The organism is Pseudomonas silensiensis (assembly GCF_050434865.1).
Lineage (GTDB): Bacteria > Pseudomonadota > Gammaproteobacteria > Pseudomonadales > Pseudomonadaceae > Aquipseudomonas > Aquipseudomonas fluorescens_W.
The window spans coordinates 1-14,353 of sequence record NZ_JBNDJH010000038.1; the positions used below are offsets into that span (position 1 = coordinate 1).

A 14,353-nucleotide genomic window follows, 5' to 3' on the forward strand; every position below is an offset into this window, starting at 1 on the left:
TGTCGGGTGGCATTCGCCCTGATGAAAAATCAGAGCGAATACTTGTCAGCCTGAGAATTCAGGGTTGCGGGGCAACATAGAATCTCCCACAGGGAAAGCAAAGCCGTTAGGTGATTTGCTTACTTCTCGACGAACGCTCGTTCGATCAGGTAATCACCCGGCTCACGCATCCGCGGCGACACTTTCAGGCCGAAGCTGTTCAACACTTCGCTGGTCTCGTCGAGCATGCTCGGGCTGCCGCACAGCATCGCGCGGTCGTCCTGCGGGTTGATTGGCGGCAGACCGATGTCGCTGAACAGCTTGCCGCTGCGCATCAGGTCGGTCAGGCGACCTTCGTTCTCGAACGGCTCACGGGTCACGGTCGGGTAGTAGATCAACTTGTCACGCAGGGCCTCGCCGAAGAACTCGTTCTGCGGCAAGTGCTCGGTGATGAACTCGCGGTAAGCGACTTCGTTGACGTACCGTACGCCGTGGCACAGGATCACTTTTTCGAAACGCTCGTAGGTTTCCGGGTCCTGGATGACGCTCATGAACGGCGCCAGACCGGTACCGGTGCTGAGCAGGTACAAATGTTTGCCAGGCTTCAAGTCATCCAGCACCAGCGTGCCGGTAGGCTTCTTGCTGATGATGATCTCGTCGCCTTCCTTCAGATGCTGCAGCTGGGAAGTCAGCGGGCCATCAGGCACCTTGATGCTGAAGAACTCGAGATGCTCTTCCCAGTTCGGGCTGGCAATCGAGTAAGCGCGCATGAGCGGCCGGCCGTTGGGCTGTTGCAGGCCGATCATCACGAACTGACCGTTCTCGAAGCGCAGGCCCGGGTCGCGGGTGCACTTGAAGCTGAACAGAGTGTCGTTCCAGTGATGAACACTGAGGACACGCTCGTGGTTCATGTTGCTCATGTACGTGGGACTCCTGGAGATTTTGTCTGCGCGTGCTCTGCGCCTGCTCTGCAAAAAATGAGCTGCTGTGCGCAATTGCATCGCATTCTAATGGCAGCGACAATATCTGTTAACTGGATTATTAAGATAAGGGTTATCGGTTATATCGATATGCGATTTACTCTCCGTCAACTTCAAGTATTCGTCGCCGTCGCCCAGCAGGAAAGCGTATCCCGTGCTGCGGGTCTGCTCAACCTCTCGCAATCGGCGGCGAGCACCTCGATCACCGAGCTAGAGCGTCAGTCCAGCTGCCAGCTGTTCGACCGCGCCGGCAAACGGCTGAGCCTCAACGCCCTCGGCAAACAGCTGCTGCCGCAAGCGGTGGCGCTGCTCGACCAGTCCAAGGAAATCGAAGACTTGCTCAATGGCAAGTCGGGATTCGGCTCTCTGGCGGTCGGCGCGACCCTGACCATCGGCAATTACCTGGCCACCTTGCTGATCGGCAGCTTCATGCAGCGCCATCCGGAAAGCCAGGTGAAGCTGCACGTGCAGAACACTGCCAACATTGTGCAGCAAGTCGCCCACTATGAAATTGATCTGGGTCTAATCGAAGGCGACTGCAGTCATCCGGACATCGAAGTGCAGAGCTGGGTCGAGGATGAATTGGTGGTGTTCTGCGCGCCCCAGCATCCACTGGCCAAGCGCGGCACGGCGACCATGGAAGAGTTGACTCATGAGGCCTGGATTCTGCGTGAACAGGGTTCTGGCACGCGACTGACCTTTGACCAGGCCATGCGTCACCATCGCAGCTCGCTGAATATCCGACTGGAACTGGAACACACCGAAGCGATCAAGCGTGCGGTGGAGTCCGGGTTGGGGATTGGCTGCATTTCTCGCCTGGCACTGCGCGATGCCTTCCGCCGCGGCAGCCTGGTGCCCGTGGAGACGCCGGATCTGGATCTGGCGCGGCAGTTCTATTTCATCTGGCACAAACAGAAATATCAGACGTCGGCGATGCGTGAATTCCTCGACCTGTGCCGCGCTTTCACCGCAGGGGTTCAGCGCAGCGACGAGATCGTTCTGCCCACCATTGCTTAGAGCAGGATGATCGCCCAGACCAGCGCGATCATGCTCAAGGCTACGAACTGAGCGGCGCTGCCCATGTCCTTGGCGTTCTTGGACAACGGATGCAACTCAAGGGAGATGCGGTCGATGGCCGCTTCCACTGCCGAATTGAGCAGTTCGACAATCAACGCCAACAGGCAGACGGCAATCAGCAACGCCTGCTCGACGCGGCTGACGTTCAGGAAGAACGACAGCGGAATCAAAATGACGTTGAGCAACACCAGTTGCCGAAAAGCCGCTTCGCCGGTGAAGGCTGCGCGCAGACCGTCCAGCGAATAACCGGAGGCGTTGAGGATGCGTTTTAGGCCGGTTTGGCCTTTGAAAGGTGACATAAAGTGGGCAACTGACCAAAAAAGAAGTGGGAAAGCTAGATTAAGCAAAGTCAAAAAAGCGTGAACGCGCCGCGCCTGATTAGTTCGAAATTGACTCAAGTTGTTGCAGAAGCAAGGCTGCCTGGGTCCGGGTCCGCACATTCAGCTTGCGAAAAATCGCCGTCACATGCGCTTTGATCGTCGCTTCGGAAACGCTCAGCTCGTAGGCAATCTGCTTATTCAACAAGCCTTCACAGACCATGGTCAGCACACGAAACTGCTGAGGCGTCAGGCTCGCAAGGCCTTCGCTGGCGGCCTTGGCTTCGGCGGAAACGCTGACTGCCTCGAACGCCTGGGGCGGCCAGAACACATCACCGTCGAGCACCGCGCGTACAGCTTTCTGGATGACGCTCAGATCACTGGACTTGGGGATGAAACCGCTGGCGCCGAATTCACGGGACTTGACCATGATCGAGGCTTCTTCCTGGGCCGACACCATGACCACCGGAATCTGCGGATACTGACCGCGCAACAGCACCAGCCCTGAAAAGCCGTAGGCCCCCGGCATATTCAGGTCCAGCAGCACCAGATCCCAGTCGGACTTCTCGTCCAGACGGGTTTCCAGCTCGGCAATGCTTGCCACTTCCACCAGACGGACTTCCGGGCCCAGGCCCAGGGTCAACGCTTGATGCAGGGCGCTACGAAAAAGAGGGTGGTCATCGGCAATCAGGATTTCGTATGTGGCCATTTTTCAAATGATCCTGTTTTTTATGGGACGCCCGATGCATTCAGGCTTCGCCAAAACAACTCGAGGTACAGCCACGGAGCTGCACCAACAGGGCACGTTCAACGCCAATCACGTGGCAATCCACGTAAAGAATACGGCGTATCAAACTTGGCCGCGCCCCAATCGGCGCCAAGCATGCCCAGCGAAGTCGGGGTGGTCAAGGTGCATGGCCGGTACAGTTCTTTGCAGTATGGGCGACAATCAACGCGTGACAGGGGCGCCGTTTACACAAAAGGCATCAGCTCGGCGTGTGCCGGTGTTGCAACATTCATTTCAAGCTGATGTTTGGCATCAAGGTAATGTTGGCTGAACACGTCGAAATAGGCGTCCAGTGCCGACGCTGCCTCGGTATCACCGGCCAGATCGAGACACAACGCCGCCACTTCGGCTGTGCATAAATGCTCGCTGCGGGTCGATCGGCGCAACCGATACCGCGACAACTTCTCGGGCAACAGGCTCAGGATCGGAAGCCGATCAAAGTAGGGACTTTTGCGGAAAATCTTCCGGGCTTCTGTCCAGGTGGCATCCAGCAAAATGAACAGGGGACGCTTCGAACTATCGGCATCGACGCTGTTTGTGACACGCTCGGGTTCGACATACTCACCCGGAAACACCAGATAGGGCTGCCATTGCGGGTCGGCCAGCAGCGCCAGCAGTTGCTCATCAACTTCCGTACGCGACCAGATGAACGCATGGTTGTCGCGCACCACATCGGCGATCAGCCAACCGGTGTTGCTCGGTTTGAACACTTCCTTGTTGGTCATGATCAGGCACACGCCAGAACGGGCCTCGACTTGCGGGCGCCAGGCGCACAGGCAGTGGCTCTCGATCACGCGGCAGGCTCGGCAACGCGGTGCCCTCCAGCCGCGGGCCTGAATCGGCTTGATGCCCTCTTCCTCTCGCTCATCGCGCAAGCGGGCTACTGCGTTTGCAGCAAAGCGTGGGGGTGCAGGGTTCATCGCAGGCAACGCCGGCAGGGGAAGAAAATCGACACGAAAAACACTCGGCAGGGCAGAAAGTGGCGGCAGTTTATCAGAGCAGCCGGCGCAAGCCTGTACCGTCCAGGCCTCGTCCCCTATAATTCGCCGCCACTGAACGCACAGTCATGTGACGGGTCGAACCACCAGTCACTGAACCAGGAGAGTTTCATGCTGCGCCTTATCGTTCCCACCGCTGCCATTTTGCTGGCGTCGTCCTTCAGCGCTCAGGCTGCATCCTTGAGTGAGCAGAATCTCAACCGAGAGCTGCGAAACGTCGCCACACAAAGCAGTGTTGGTACTCCACGGGCGATCAACGAAGACATTCTTGATCAGGGCTACACCGTCGAAGGCAACACGCTGATCAACCATCTAAGCGTACAAAGCAGCCACGCCAACAAGATGCGTGCCGACCCCAAAGCCGTGTATTTCCAGCTTGGCGCTTCCGTATGCAACAACCCATCGTTCCGCAAACTGATGGCCAAGGGCGCGGTCATGCGTTACGACTTCACTGAGGTGAAGACCAACCGCTCGGTCGGCTCCGCCAGCTATCAGGAATCGGATTGCCCGAAAGCGGCTCCGACCAAGAAGAAGTAATCATTGGGAATTGGCGCGCCGCTGTTCATCCTCGGCGCGCAGTTCTGCCAACAACGCCTGCAAATAACGTGAACGTCGTTCGGCGCCCTCCAGACGTCGGCAACACTCCTCTTCGAGACTCAAATGATTGGTCTCGGCCGATGACTTCAGTAATCGATACAGTTGCGTATCGATCTCCAGAATGACTCTGGCCATCGCTTCCCGCCTCCCTGCACCTCGCCCTTGCTTGAGCGATAAAATCCTTGAACCGCTTGTACCGTGCGCCCTGCCTTTGACGCAAAGATGTTGTCGTGCCTGTCATATTAGTAAATCAGACTGTCGGACACTCGCCTGGCGTTCAGACGAGCGGTGAAAGCACCTTGCAAATCGCCAATAAGCGGTTGCCAGGAAAGACTTTGCGGCGCAATGATCAAGTCAGCGGAAACCTCCGCGAGGGTCTAGATTCATAGTGTTCACGTTCAATTTTAAGGGCAGGAAAGGGCTGCCCATTGCACGTCTTGTCGTGCGAATGTTTCCTTCATCCAAGGGAAAAACAGAGCCTGTATGGAAGGAGAAGTTGATGCCTTACCAACCGAATGACCTCCTGAGCCGTCATTTTGAAGAAAGCGGCCACGACCTCATCAGCAAGGTCGAAGAGCAACTCAACCTTGTTTCACCCAACAGCCCGAACATCCCGATCTACCGCGACATGATCCTGACCGTGCTGCGCATGGCCCAGGAAGATCACAACCGCTGGAATGCCAAGATCACCCTGCAAGCCCTACGCGAACTGGAACACGCTTTTCGTGTTCTGGAGCAATTCAGGGGGCGCCGAAAGGTCACCGTTTTTGGCTCGGCCCGAACGCCGATAGAACATCCGCTGTACGGTCTGGCCCGAGAGCTCGGCGCCGCGCTGGCGCGCTCAGACCTGATGGTCATTACCGGTGCCGGTGGCGGCATCATGGCAGCGGCTCACGAAGGTGCCGGCCTGGCACACAGCCTGGGATTCAATATCACCCTGCCCTTCGAGCAGCATGCCAATCCCACCGTGAATGGCACTACCAACCTGTTGCCCTTCCACTTCTTCTTCACCCGCAAGCTGTTCTTCGTCAAGGAAGCCGATGCGCTGGTCCTGTGCCCTGGCGGTTTCGGTACCCTGGATGAAGCGCTGGAAGTGCTGACACTGATCCAGACTGGCAAAAGCCCGCTGGTGCCCGTGATATTGCTGGACGCTCCCGGCGGCAAGTTCTGGCAAGGCGCATTGGACTTCATTCACCATCAACTGGAGGAAAATCGCTACATCCTGCCGACCGATATGAAACTCGTCAGCCTGGTCTATAGCGCGGAAGAGGCTGTGGAGCAGATCAACCAGTTCTACAGCAACTTCCACTCCAGTCGCTGGCTCAAGCATCAATTCGTGATCCGCATGAATCACAAGCTCAGCGACCAGGCGCTCGAACATATGCAAGAGGCATTTGCCGACCTGTGTCTGAGTGATCATTTCCATCAACATGCTTACAGCGGAGAGGAACACGACGAACCGCAGTTCAGCCACCTGGCTCGACTCGCCTTCACCTTCAACGCCCGTGATCATGGACGCTTGCGGGAACTGGTGGACTACATCAACTTGCCGGAAAACTGGGCGCAACCCCAACCCCAGGCGCAACAGCGCTCGCGGGAACCGTCCAAGGTTACGTAAGCAAAAAAAACGGCCCGCTATCGAAATAGCGAGCCGTTTCAGTCAATCGTCCATCCCTCGGCCGCTGAACAAGCGGCTGATCATTTCCATGGAATATCCCCGATAACTCAGGAACCTGCCTTGTTTGGCACGTTCCCGGGCGTCTATCGGTAAATGTCCGGAAAACTTTCGCCGCCAGGTGTCTTCCAGTTGTTCCTGCCAGTTGATACCGCTCTCGCGCAAAGCAAGTTCGATGTCGGCACGTTGCAGGCCGCGCTGGCTCAACTCTTCACGAATACGCAAAGGGCCATAACCGGAACGGGCACGGTAGGAAACAAAGCTGTCGAGGTAGCGGGATTCGGACAGCAGGCCTTCTTCCGTCAAACGGTCGAGTGCCGTGTCGATCATTTCTGGGAGGGCGCCGCGTTGACGCAGTTTACGCGTCAACTCGACTCGACCGTGCTCGCGTCGCGCGAGCAGGTCCATTGCGGTTCGCCGCACCGCGACGAGTGTATCGAGTACGGCGGTCATCGGATCAATCAGATATCTGCGTCAGCCAGGTCATCAGCAGTCTCTTTGACTGGCGATGCTTTGACGTCCGGCGCTGGAGTCAGCAACTTGTCACGCAGTTGCTTCTCGAGCTTGGCGGCGATTTCCGGATTGTCTGCCAGGAACTTGGCCGAGTTGGCCTTGCCCTGACCGATCTTGGTGCCTTCATAGGCATACCAGGCGCCGGACTTTTCAACAAAACCGTGCAGCACGCCCAGGTCGATCATCTCGCCATTGAGGTAGATGCCTTTGCCGTAAAGAATCTGGAACTCGGCCTGACGGAACGGCGAAGCCACTTTGTTCTTCACAACCTTGACGCGGGTTTCGCTACCGACAACCTCGTCACCTTCTTTCACCGCGCCAGTACGGCGGATGTCCAGACGAACCGAAGCGTAGAACTTCAGCGCGTTACCACCGGTGGTGGTTTCCGGGCTGCCGAACATCACGCCGATTTTCATACGGATCTGGTTGATGAAGATAACCAGGCAGTTGGCGTTCTTGATGTTACCGGTGATTTTACGCAGCGCCTGGGACATCAGACGGGCTTGCAGGCCCACGTGCATGTCACCCATTTCGCCTTCGATTTCAGCCTTTGGAACCAGAGCCGCCACGGAGTCGACGATGATCACGTCAACCGCATTGGAACGCACCAGCATGTCGGTGATTTCCAGGGCTTGCTCGCCGGTGTCCGGCTGCGAAACCAGCAGGTCGTCGACGTTGACGCCCAGTTTGCCGGCATACTCAGGGTCAAGGGCGTGTTCAGCATCGACGAATGCGCAGGTCGCGCCGGCTTTTTGAGCCTGGGCGATCACCGACAGTGTCAGCGTGGTTTTACCGGAGGATTCAGGACCGTAGATTTCAACGATACGACCTTTTGGCAGACCGCCAATGCCGAGCGCGATGTCCAGACCCAGAGAGCCAGTGGAGATAGCCGGGATCGCCTGACGGTCCTGATCGCCCATACGCATTACGGCACCCTTGCCGAATTGACGTTCGATCTGACCCAGGGCCGCAGCCAAGGCTTTCTTCTTGTTGTCGTCCATTAAAGTCCTCACGTAATCAATAAGGCCTGACGGCCAACACCTGTATAAGTAGCCAGTATTATTCCACAGCGTTTCAGGATCGCCTACCCCTGATTTGAGATTTCTCCAGCGGCATGGCGCAGCAGCCCCTCTAGCGCGGCCTTCACCGTTTGTCGGCGGACCTCTTCACGGTTGCCGGGAAAGTACTGCACCTCGCTGAACACCTGTTCACCAACGCCCCAGGCCAGCCACACCGTGCCCACCGGCTTGCTCGGCGAACCGCCATCCGGCCCCGCCACACCGCTGACCGCCACGGCAAATCGCGCCCGGCTTTTTTCCTGCGCGCCCCGAACCATGGCCTCGACCACCTCGCGACTGACCGCCCCCACCGTCGAAAACAACTCGACCGGGACATTCAACTGCTCGGTTTTCTGGCGATTTGAATAGGTGACATAACCCGCCTCGAACCATGCCGAACTCCCCGGAATCCGGGTGATCGCCTCGCTGATCCCGCCGCCGGTACAGGACTCGGCGGCGGCGACGTGAGCATTGAGAACCTGCAAGCGCCTGCCCAGTTCAGCGGCCAGTTGGGTGATTTCTTTCACGGTCATCTCCTGAGGATGCGGAATGAGAACTACCGTACACGAGCGTAACGCGCTTGCAAGGCACAGAATCGATCAAAATGTTAGCGAGCGAGGGCTCTGATATAAGCCTGACAGGCCTGCAAGGCAATCAGTCCGCGGTCCCCGTCGTCGGTGATGGCGATAATTCGCTGAGCATGCGCCGGGTCAAGTCGGGCGCGCGCGGCTCCATGACCCACGCGGCTGGCTCCGGAGGCGGTTGGCACTCCACAGACAGAGGCAGTGTCATGGGCATCGAGGAGGACTGACAGGCGCACATCAGCAGTGGCAAGACGATCGCGCAGGCGACCTTGATCACGTTGGGCATCGCTAAGCACTCGGTAATGGGTTTGTTCGCTGGTCGAAAGACGCTGCTCCAGTGCCAGGCGCTTGTCCTGCTCGGTCTGTTGCTGCGTTGCGGCTGCCAGAGCCAGCTGATTCAGTGCCTCGGCGTGCTGCTTGGCCTGTTCCGCCAGTTGCCCGCCATAACGCCAATCCTGAAACTGCCAGGCCAGCGCCGCTGAACCACCGGCCAACACAGCCAGAAACACAACAATGCCAATGACGCGGTAAGACATCGGGATCAAACCGAAGGCTGGCATAACACCGCCCTCGCCCGTGCCCAGAGTTGCAAACGATCTTGCAGCCCGTTCAGACCGCCGTTGATGCGGCGGGTGATGCTGTTGAACTGGTCGCGGTCGGCCAGTTCGTTGAAGCCATTTTGCTCCCAGAACCAGGCGGCTGACTCGGCGGCCCATTGCGGCTTTTCCAGCAGTTCAGGCAAAAACAACAAGCGATCATCGCCGAACAGTCCGAGACTGCACTGACGGTAATTGTCGCGACCGGTGATCTGAATCAGGCCTCGGCCACGGTATTTTTGACCGTCTCCGTCGGGTTCTGGAGTATTGCCCAAACGGGCGGCCAAGGCGCCGGTGTCGTATTTGCTCAGGTATTGGGTGCTGCCCAGTTCACGTACGTACTGCAACTGTCCCGATTCGTGACCGACTTGCGCAAGGAAAGCGGCGATGCGTTTTGGGGTGTTGATGCTGAAACGAAGCATGGCGGTGTTGAGAGCGGAAATGAAAACGTCCGCTTGGGAGCGGGCGTTGGGGAAAATGTTCAGTAACTGTTGATCTGTGACGCGCATCACTCGCTCCTGTGGTTAATGGATGACCTCCCAAAAATCAATGGTGTCAGGCCTTCGCGTCCAGGCAGGTCGCGTCAATCGTGCATCGATAGCTTTTTTCTCGGTCGCCGGTGGCGGTGACCTTGTCGATCGACCAACGACCGCGCATGAAATCCGGCCAGGTGGGGTCCAGCAGCACGACTCCTTCGGCGGACAATCCCGGATTGCCAGGGCATGCGATTGTCACCTTGAGTGCTTCGCGCATCATCCGGCGAACCTCACCTTCGCCGGCGGCCCGGGCATCGCCTGCGCTCTGAAAGCGCTGGCGAAGGTTCTTGAACGGCGCGATACCGCTCTCCTCCACACGCACACTGCCGGCCGCCGCGTCCCACCAACTGGTCTTGCAACCCTGGTATTTCGCTCGCGCAGTTTCATCCAGGATGGCGGAGATAAAGGCGTGATCGCCTGGGCGATTGTTCGTCGTCACCGACAGCTTTATGGTCGGCAGGATTTTGCCCGATAACGATTTCGCCTGACCGCGCCGCGCCAGCACGTACAGCTCGTTGATCGGCTTGGCGACGGCGTCATGAAGGTAGGCCAGTCGCGTCAGAAACCCCATGTCTGTTTCGTTGGACTGGTCGATGTGCTCGATTTTTATCAGCGACAGGTCCGGGGCCACACGAGGGGAAAATCCGTGCCTGGACGTCAACTGGCGAAACAGCGCACCCAAGGTCGTCGGGCCATGGCTGACCGATCGGCGCTGCTTGAATCCGGTCTGATCAGCCGCACTGAACGGCGCTGCCGTCGCCACCAGCGTCAGACGCAGGGGAAACAGGGTCGGCGTGCGCCGGGTAATGACGAACTCGCCTTTATCCACCAGCCCCGACTCCAGATAACCGACCCGCAGACCGATTTTTCCGCCAAGGCTGGGCAACCCTTCAAGCCCATCCAGACTGATCGTGAGCGTCAGTTGATCGGACTCGATCCCTGCCGCGTCGATGTGCGTCCAACTGAGCAATCGTTCGTTGAGCAGCGCAGCGTTCGCGCCGTAAATTTCCATCGTAGGGGTGAAACCCAGTGACATGTTGCCTCCTTAATCCCAGGCCGAAACCGGTGTGGGTGCGACAGGTTTCGAATCCACTTCCGGCAGCACAACCCACACGCCCGCCGGCAATATCGGCCCCCATTCGGCAAGCTCCGGATTAAGACGCCAGAGCGCTTCCTCGGCAGCATCGTCACAACGCTCAAGCTCGCGGTACAGCAACAGATTCACCGAATCACCGGCAATACTTCGAGCCCTACGCATTGGCGAACTCCGTCAATTCGACCACCCAGCCGACCACCATCGCGGTGCCGTCATCAATGACCTCACTCTGGGTCTCCGATACCTTGTTGATCTGCCACAGCCCCCAGTTGCGGCCAATGCCATCAACCAAAGGCAAAGGGATGCGCAGCGCCTGCAAGGCACGCAACTCATCGAGCCGATCCATGGCGGTCGCGTACATCGACTTGCCCGTTATCGTCAGCCCTTGCAGGCCTTGGCCGATCTGACTGGATTTGGGTTTGCTGGTGAGGATGTCGATGCTCTTCCAGCCGCCGTCCGAGGTGCGCACCAGGCTGTGGTAAGCGAATTTTCTGGACAGGCCGAAAATGAAACTGCCGAGTGCCATTTGCTGACGCATCATGTACCTCCGTCGGTCAGGGCCGCATCACTTCGCATGGCGAGTGAGTTGGGCATTGTCATAAGTCCTAATTGGCCCGTGATCTGTTGCACAACCAGGTTCGCCAATTGACTGGCGCTGGCCTGATCCTGGCCGTTGATGTAGATGTTCGCGTTAACCGTGTTCTGTTGATTACTCGTCTGGGCGTTGGTCAGGTCTTTGCTGACCTGATCTGGAGCGGCGAGCTTGTCGGCGGGTTTAGCGAGTTTCTCACCCAGCCATTCCCCTCCCCAACTGCCCGCCACACCACCCAGCAAACCACCAATCACGCCACCAACTGCGGTCCCCAGAATAGGCACCACGCTGCCAATCATGGCGCCGGCAGCAGCGCCCGCATAAGTACCGGCGAGCCCACCACCGGCAGAGCCCAGCGCACCGCCGACCGCTTTGGTATCACCCGCCTGCAGGCCTTTGACAGCATCGTAACCAGCGCTGAGCAGCATCAGCGGCGCAACCCGTTGGGTGACTGCCGAGCCCATTCTGGCGGCACCCAGCAAGCGACTCCCGGTCGACATACGTGGCACCTTGGTAGTGCTTTTGGGGATGGGCTTGATCGCGGCTTTTCCAGGAGCGGTGCTTTTTCCGGCCCTTGCGCCTCGGGGTTGCTTTTTGCCCTTACGGCCACGCTCTTTGGCATCGGCTGTCAGATCACCCGCTTCGGGAATCGGTCGCGCACCGGCCAGGACCAGAAGTTTTGTCGCTGCAGCTGTGATCGCGGACGCCATCGCGACCTTGATTTCAGCACCACGCGCCAACGCAATGGCCCCCGCGAGCACCAGTAATCCTGCAGTAGTTTTCGGTTGTGCTTCAGCGACCCCGCTCAAGCCATCGGCCAATGCGCCAAGCGACACCATCAAACCATCAGTCAACGGTGCCAGGGCATTGCCGCCCGCCGTGAACATCCGGTTCTTACTCGCATCCAGCGCATTCCAGCGCCCTTGCGAGGTTTCCCCAAGCGCCTCGGCGGATTTCGCTACGGAACCGTTGTATTTCGGCAACACCCCGTCGGAGGTCCGTTCGGACACCAGCAAAAAAGCCTTTTGAACGTCTTCCGGCTTTTTCAGCAGTTCAAGAATCGCCGCGTTATCACCGAACAATGTCTTGGTCAGTGACTGCTGTTCTTCTGCAGGTTTTTTCTTCAGTGCTTCAAGCACCAAGTTGATCGTTCCCGGCGCGTCCTTGCGCAGGCCATCAGCCAACATCCCGGGATTAAATTTGCCGTCCAGGTCAGACCAGGCCTTGCGCTGTGCCGGTGAAGCCGCGTCCCCCTTGGCCAAAACCATGGTGAAACCTTTCAAAGCCTCACCGGCACCGGCCTTATCCGCGCCGCTGTTCAAGAACGCCGCCGCGAGGCCCGCCATCTGTTCCAGCGTCATTCCCGCGGCGATGCCCGCCTCGCCACTGCGTTGCACGACAGAACCGATGTCTGCTGCTTTGACATTCAGGCCGCTGTTGCCGAGATGGTTGGTCGCATCCGCCAGACTCAGGCTTTGTCCCCGATCCAGTTTCATCGAGTTGCGCCAGCCCAACAGCATCTCGCTGGCGGCCTTGACGTCGAGATTGAACGCCGACGCCGTCACCGCGCTATCTCGGGTGAAGTTCAGCAGTTCGTCCTGCTTTTTGGCCGGGTCGAGCCCGTCCCCGATACCTGCCTTCGCCGCCGCCAACTCGACCTGGGCCAGTTGAACCGCAGTTGCCCCGCTCGGAGCAACCTGCTTGTCAGTGGCCATTTTCTGGTTGGCCTCCGACAGTTTCTGCAACTGGACATTGTCCAGCTTCAGCACCTGGTTGAGCTCAACCATCGCCAGCTCAGCCGCCATCGCAGACTTGAGCAAATCAGGCGGTGCACGCTGGTCAACCTCAGCCTTGAGTTTTGACTTTGGCTCACTGCCTGCCGCCGACACCGAAGCGTTCGCCTTGAGCAGCGACTGCTGCGACGACAGGGCAATGTTCAGCAACGCCAAGGTTTCACGGAGCTTCATCTGCTCCGACACCAGCAGACGGATGTCGAGGCTGGCCGTGGTCAGTGCCAGGTTCAGCCCCGACATTTCAGATGCGCTGCCGAGTTGCGGCAACTCGATGCTCGCCGCATCGGACAGCGAATACTTACTCTCTGCCATCCCGCTCTACTCCTGTTTCACGCCAAGGCGAGTGATCGCGATGTCGTAACGGCGCAATGCCTTGCCGGCGTCCCATTCCAGAATGTCCGCTTCACTTACCGGGTAAATGAGCGGCACCACATCAAGGATTACTTCGATGTCGCGTTCCGAAAGTAGTCCGCCGGTTTGTTTAAAAAATCGTCGATGCGTACCTGAAGCTGTGTCCAGTCGGGCACGGTCAGCAGGTCCAGATCGGGAAGCATCAACCCGGTGCAATGGGCGGTGATGAACTCGGCGCGTTCCTTGGCCGTTTTCAGCTTTTTCATCGCCTTGGTGGCGCGCAGCACCGGCATTTCCAGGGTCAGCGAGGTCAGGCTGCGGCCCGCTGCGTCGAGCGGTTGCAGCAGTTGCACCTGATCGGGATCGTCCGATGCGGTGTCCCGCTGTAAAAAATACGACGACGGGCGAGTCGACATCTCATGTACGTACTGCGCGATGCTCACGTAGTCCGGGCGTTTGAGCTGGTCGAGCTCCTTGACCGACAGGCCGGTTGCCAATTTCGCCAGTTCGAAGAATTGATCGTCCTCATCATCGCCGGCACGGAACAGGGCTTCTTTCTGTGCGGCGTAAAACAACGGTTTGAGCTGAATCTGCTCGAGTGTCGATTGGTCGTCGGCGGTGATCGGCGACAACAAGGGGTGAACGGGAGGCGTCCAGGACATGAAATGAATTCCTTGGGTGTGCAACCTGTGGGAGCCAGCCGGCTCCGGGCGGCGTTCCGACGATGGCAGCGACAAACCCGACATCAATGTGTCAGGCACGCCGCATTCGCGAAAAGGCTCGCTCCCACAGGGACTGCGTTTAACCGAGTTGCATGGGGGTAG

The 14,353-nt window shown here is 58.4% G+C and carries 18 protein-coding genes; 3 read left to right on the forward strand and 15 right to left on the reverse strand.

From position 1 onward, the window contains the following. Positions 1 to 119 precede the first annotated feature (119 nt). Positions 120 to 899, reverse strand: a complete 780-nt coding sequence (fpr, locus tag QF010_RS32430) for a ferredoxin-NADP reductase (RefSeq protein ID WP_003443014.1) — start codon at positions 897 to 899, stop codon at positions 120 to 122. 150 nt (positions 900 to 1,049) lie between these two features. Between fpr and QF010_RS32435 the strand changes: the two genes are divergently transcribed. Then, positions 1,050 to 1,976, forward strand: a complete 927-nt coding sequence (locus QF010_RS32435; protein WP_008153977.1) for a LysR family transcriptional regulator — start codon at positions 1,050 to 1,052, stop codon at positions 1,974 to 1,976. Here QF010_RS32435 and QF010_RS32440 read toward each other — a convergent pair. The 3 genes from QF010_RS32440 to QF010_RS32450 form a co-directional block, all read right to left on the reverse strand. Then, complete coding sequence (locus QF010_RS32440) at positions 1,973 to 2,335, reverse strand: diacylglycerol kinase (RefSeq protein WP_033053925.1); 363 nt, start codon at positions 2,333 to 2,335, stop codon at positions 1,973 to 1,975. The two genes, QF010_RS32435 and QF010_RS32440, sit on opposite strands and share 4 nt — an antisense overlap. Before the next feature lie 79 nt (positions 2,336 to 2,414). Beyond that, complete coding sequence (gene erdR / locus QF010_RS32445; RefSeq protein ID WP_033053926.1) at positions 2,415 to 3,062, reverse strand: response regulator transcription factor ErdR; 648 nt, start codon at positions 3,060 to 3,062, stop codon at positions 2,415 to 2,417. Between the two features lie 263 nt (positions 3,063 to 3,325). Beyond that, the gene (locus QF010_RS32450) at positions 3,326 to 4,060 is read right to left on the reverse strand and encodes a tRNA-uridine aminocarboxypropyltransferase (RefSeq protein ID WP_429512015.1); all 735 of its coding nucleotides are present in this window, start codon (positions 4,058 to 4,060) and stop codon (positions 3,326 to 3,328) included. A gap of 189 nt (positions 4,061 to 4,249) precedes the next feature. Here QF010_RS32450 and QF010_RS32455 point away from each other — a divergent pair, with 189 nt between their 5' ends. After that, a complete protein-coding gene (locus QF010_RS32455; RefSeq protein WP_033053929.1) occupies positions 4,250 to 4,675 on the forward strand; it encodes a PA3611 family quorum-sensing-regulated virulence factor in 426 nt (141 codons plus the stop codon). Here QF010_RS32455 and QF010_RS32460 read toward each other — a convergent pair whose 3' ends face one another. Continuing rightward, positions 4,676 to 4,870, reverse strand: coding sequence for a hypothetical protein (locus tag QF010_RS32460; RefSeq protein ID WP_033053930.1), 195 nt, complete (start codon positions 4,868 to 4,870; stop codon positions 4,676 to 4,678). It lies immediately after the preceding gene. Positions 4,871 to 5,234: 364 nt separating this feature from the next. Here QF010_RS32460 and QF010_RS32465 point away from each other — a divergent pair, with 364 nt between their 5' ends. Further along, positions 5,235 to 6,353 carry an LOG family protein gene (locus tag QF010_RS32465; RefSeq protein ID WP_033053931.1) on the forward strand — a complete coding sequence of 373 codons (1,119 nt, stop codon included), beginning with the start codon at positions 5,235 to 5,237 and terminating at the stop codon, positions 6,351 to 6,353. 42 nt (positions 6,354 to 6,395) lie between these two features. Here QF010_RS32465 and recX read toward each other — a convergent pair whose 3' ends face one another. The 10 genes from recX to QF010_RS32515 form a co-directional block, all read right to left on the reverse strand. Beyond that, entirely contained in the window at positions 6,396 to 6,863 is a 468-nt protein-coding gene (gene recX, locus QF010_RS32470) for a recombination regulator RecX (protein ID WP_429534708.1), read from the reverse strand. An 8-nt stretch (positions 6,864 to 6,871) separates the two neighbouring features. After that, a complete protein-coding gene (recA, locus tag QF010_RS32475; protein ID WP_007907270.1) occupies positions 6,872 to 7,924 on the reverse strand; it encodes a recombinase RecA in 1,053 nt (350 codons plus the stop codon). A gap of 83 nt (positions 7,925 to 8,007) precedes the next feature. Further along, positions 8,008 to 8,508, reverse strand: a complete 501-nt coding sequence (locus tag QF010_RS32480) for a CinA family protein (protein WP_033053937.1) — start codon at positions 8,506 to 8,508, stop codon at positions 8,008 to 8,010. A gap of 80 nt (positions 8,509 to 8,588) precedes the next feature. After that, positions 8,589 to 9,125, reverse strand: coding sequence for a lysis system i-spanin subunit Rz (locus tag QF010_RS32485; RefSeq protein ID WP_429534709.1), 537 nt, complete (start codon positions 9,123 to 9,125; stop codon positions 8,589 to 8,591). Further along, positions 9,107 to 9,670 carry a glycoside hydrolase family 19 protein gene (locus QF010_RS32490; RefSeq protein ID WP_429534710.1) on the reverse strand — a complete coding sequence of 188 codons (564 nt, stop codon included), beginning with the start codon at positions 9,668 to 9,670 and terminating at the stop codon, positions 9,107 to 9,109. The genes QF010_RS32485 and QF010_RS32490 overlap by 19 nt, the downstream gene beginning before the upstream one ends. A 46-nt stretch (positions 9,671 to 9,716) precedes the next feature. Further along, positions 9,717 to 10,733 carry a phage late control D family protein gene (locus QF010_RS32495; RefSeq protein ID WP_429534711.1) on the reverse strand — a complete coding sequence of 339 codons (1,017 nt, stop codon included), beginning with the start codon at positions 10,731 to 10,733 and terminating at the stop codon, positions 9,717 to 9,719. A 9-nt stretch (positions 10,734 to 10,742) separates the two neighbouring features. Then, a complete protein-coding gene (locus QF010_RS32500; protein ID WP_429534712.1) occupies positions 10,743 to 10,955 on the reverse strand; it encodes a tail protein X in 213 nt (70 codons plus the stop codon). Then, entirely contained in the window at positions 10,948 to 11,331 is a 384-nt protein-coding gene (locus QF010_RS32505) for a phage tail protein (RefSeq protein WP_429534713.1), read from the reverse strand. Before QF010_RS32505 ends, QF010_RS32500 begins: the two co-directional genes overlap by 8 nt. Continuing rightward, a complete protein-coding gene (locus QF010_RS32510; RefSeq protein ID WP_429534714.1) occupies positions 11,331 to 13,490 on the reverse strand; it encodes a phage tail tape measure protein in 2,160 nt (719 codons plus the stop codon). The genes QF010_RS32505 and QF010_RS32510 overlap by 1 nt, the downstream gene beginning before the upstream one ends. A 128-nt stretch (positions 13,491 to 13,618) precedes the next feature. Further along, entirely contained in the window at positions 13,619 to 14,191 is a 573-nt protein-coding gene (locus QF010_RS32515) for a phage tail assembly protein (protein WP_429534715.1), read from the reverse strand. Between the last annotated feature and the right edge of the window lie 162 nt (positions 14,192 to 14,353).

What these genes read in the sequence shown, in the direction of transcription:
- fpr (WP_003443014.1), bottom strand. Translation starts at nt 899, where the DNA reads ATGAGCAACATGAACCACGAGCGTGTCCTCAGTGTTCATCACTGGAAC.
- QF010_RS32435 (WP_008153977.1), top strand. Translation starts at nt 1,050, where the DNA reads ATGCGATTTACTCTCCGTCAACTTCAAGTATTCGTCGCCGTCGCCCAG.
- QF010_RS32440 (WP_033053925.1), bottom strand. Translation starts at nt 2,335, where the DNA reads ATGTCACCTTTCAAAGGCCAAACCGGCCTAAAACGCATCCTCAACGCC.
- erdR (WP_033053926.1), bottom strand. Translation starts at nt 3,062, where the DNA reads ATGGCCACATACGAAATCCTGATTGCCGATGACCACCCTCTTTTTCGT.
- QF010_RS32450 (WP_429512015.1), bottom strand. Translation starts at nt 4,060, where the DNA reads ATGAACCCTGCACCCCCACGCTTTGCTGCAAACGCAGTAGCCCGCTTG.
- QF010_RS32455 (WP_033053929.1), top strand. Translation starts at nt 4,250, where the DNA reads ATGCTGCGCCTTATCGTTCCCACCGCTGCCATTTTGCTGGCGTCGTCC.
- QF010_RS32460 (WP_033053930.1), bottom strand. Translation starts at nt 4,870, where the DNA reads ATGGCCAGAGTCATTCTGGAGATCGATACGCAACTGTATCGATTACTG.
- QF010_RS32465 (WP_033053931.1), top strand. Translation starts at nt 5,235, where the DNA reads ATGCCTTACCAACCGAATGACCTCCTGAGCCGTCATTTTGAAGAAAGC.
- recX (WP_429534708.1), bottom strand. Translation starts at nt 6,863, where the DNA reads ATGACCGCCGTACTCGATACACTCGTCGCGGTGCGGCGAACCGCAATG.
- recA (WP_007907270.1), bottom strand. Translation starts at nt 7,924, where the DNA reads ATGGACGACAACAAGAAGAAAGCCTTGGCTGCGGCCCTGGGTCAGATC.
- QF010_RS32485 (WP_429534709.1), bottom strand. Translation starts at nt 9,125, where the DNA reads ATGCCAGCCTTCGGTTTGATCCCGATGTCTTACCGCGTCATTGGCATT.
- QF010_RS32490 (WP_429534710.1), bottom strand. Translation starts at nt 9,670, where the DNA reads ATGCGCGTCACAGATCAACAGTTACTGAACATTTTCCCCAACGCCCGC.
- QF010_RS32495 (WP_429534711.1), bottom strand. Translation starts at nt 10,733, where the DNA reads ATGTCACTGGGTTTCACCCCTACGATGGAAATTTACGGCGCGAACGCT.
- QF010_RS32500 (WP_429534712.1), bottom strand. Translation starts at nt 10,955, where the DNA reads ATGCGTAGGGCTCGAAGTATTGCCGGTGATTCGGTGAATCTGTTGCTG.
- QF010_RS32505 (WP_429534713.1), bottom strand. Translation starts at nt 11,331, where the DNA reads ATGCGTCAGCAAATGGCACTCGGCAGTTTCATTTTCGGCCTGTCCAGA.
- QF010_RS32510 (WP_429534714.1), bottom strand. Translation starts at nt 13,490, where the DNA reads ATGGCAGAGAGTAAGTATTCGCTGTCCGATGCGGCGAGCATCGAGTTG.
- QF010_RS32515 (WP_429534715.1), bottom strand. Translation starts at nt 14,191, where the DNA reads ATGTCCTGGACGCCTCCCGTTCACCCCTTGTTGTCGCCGATCACCGCC.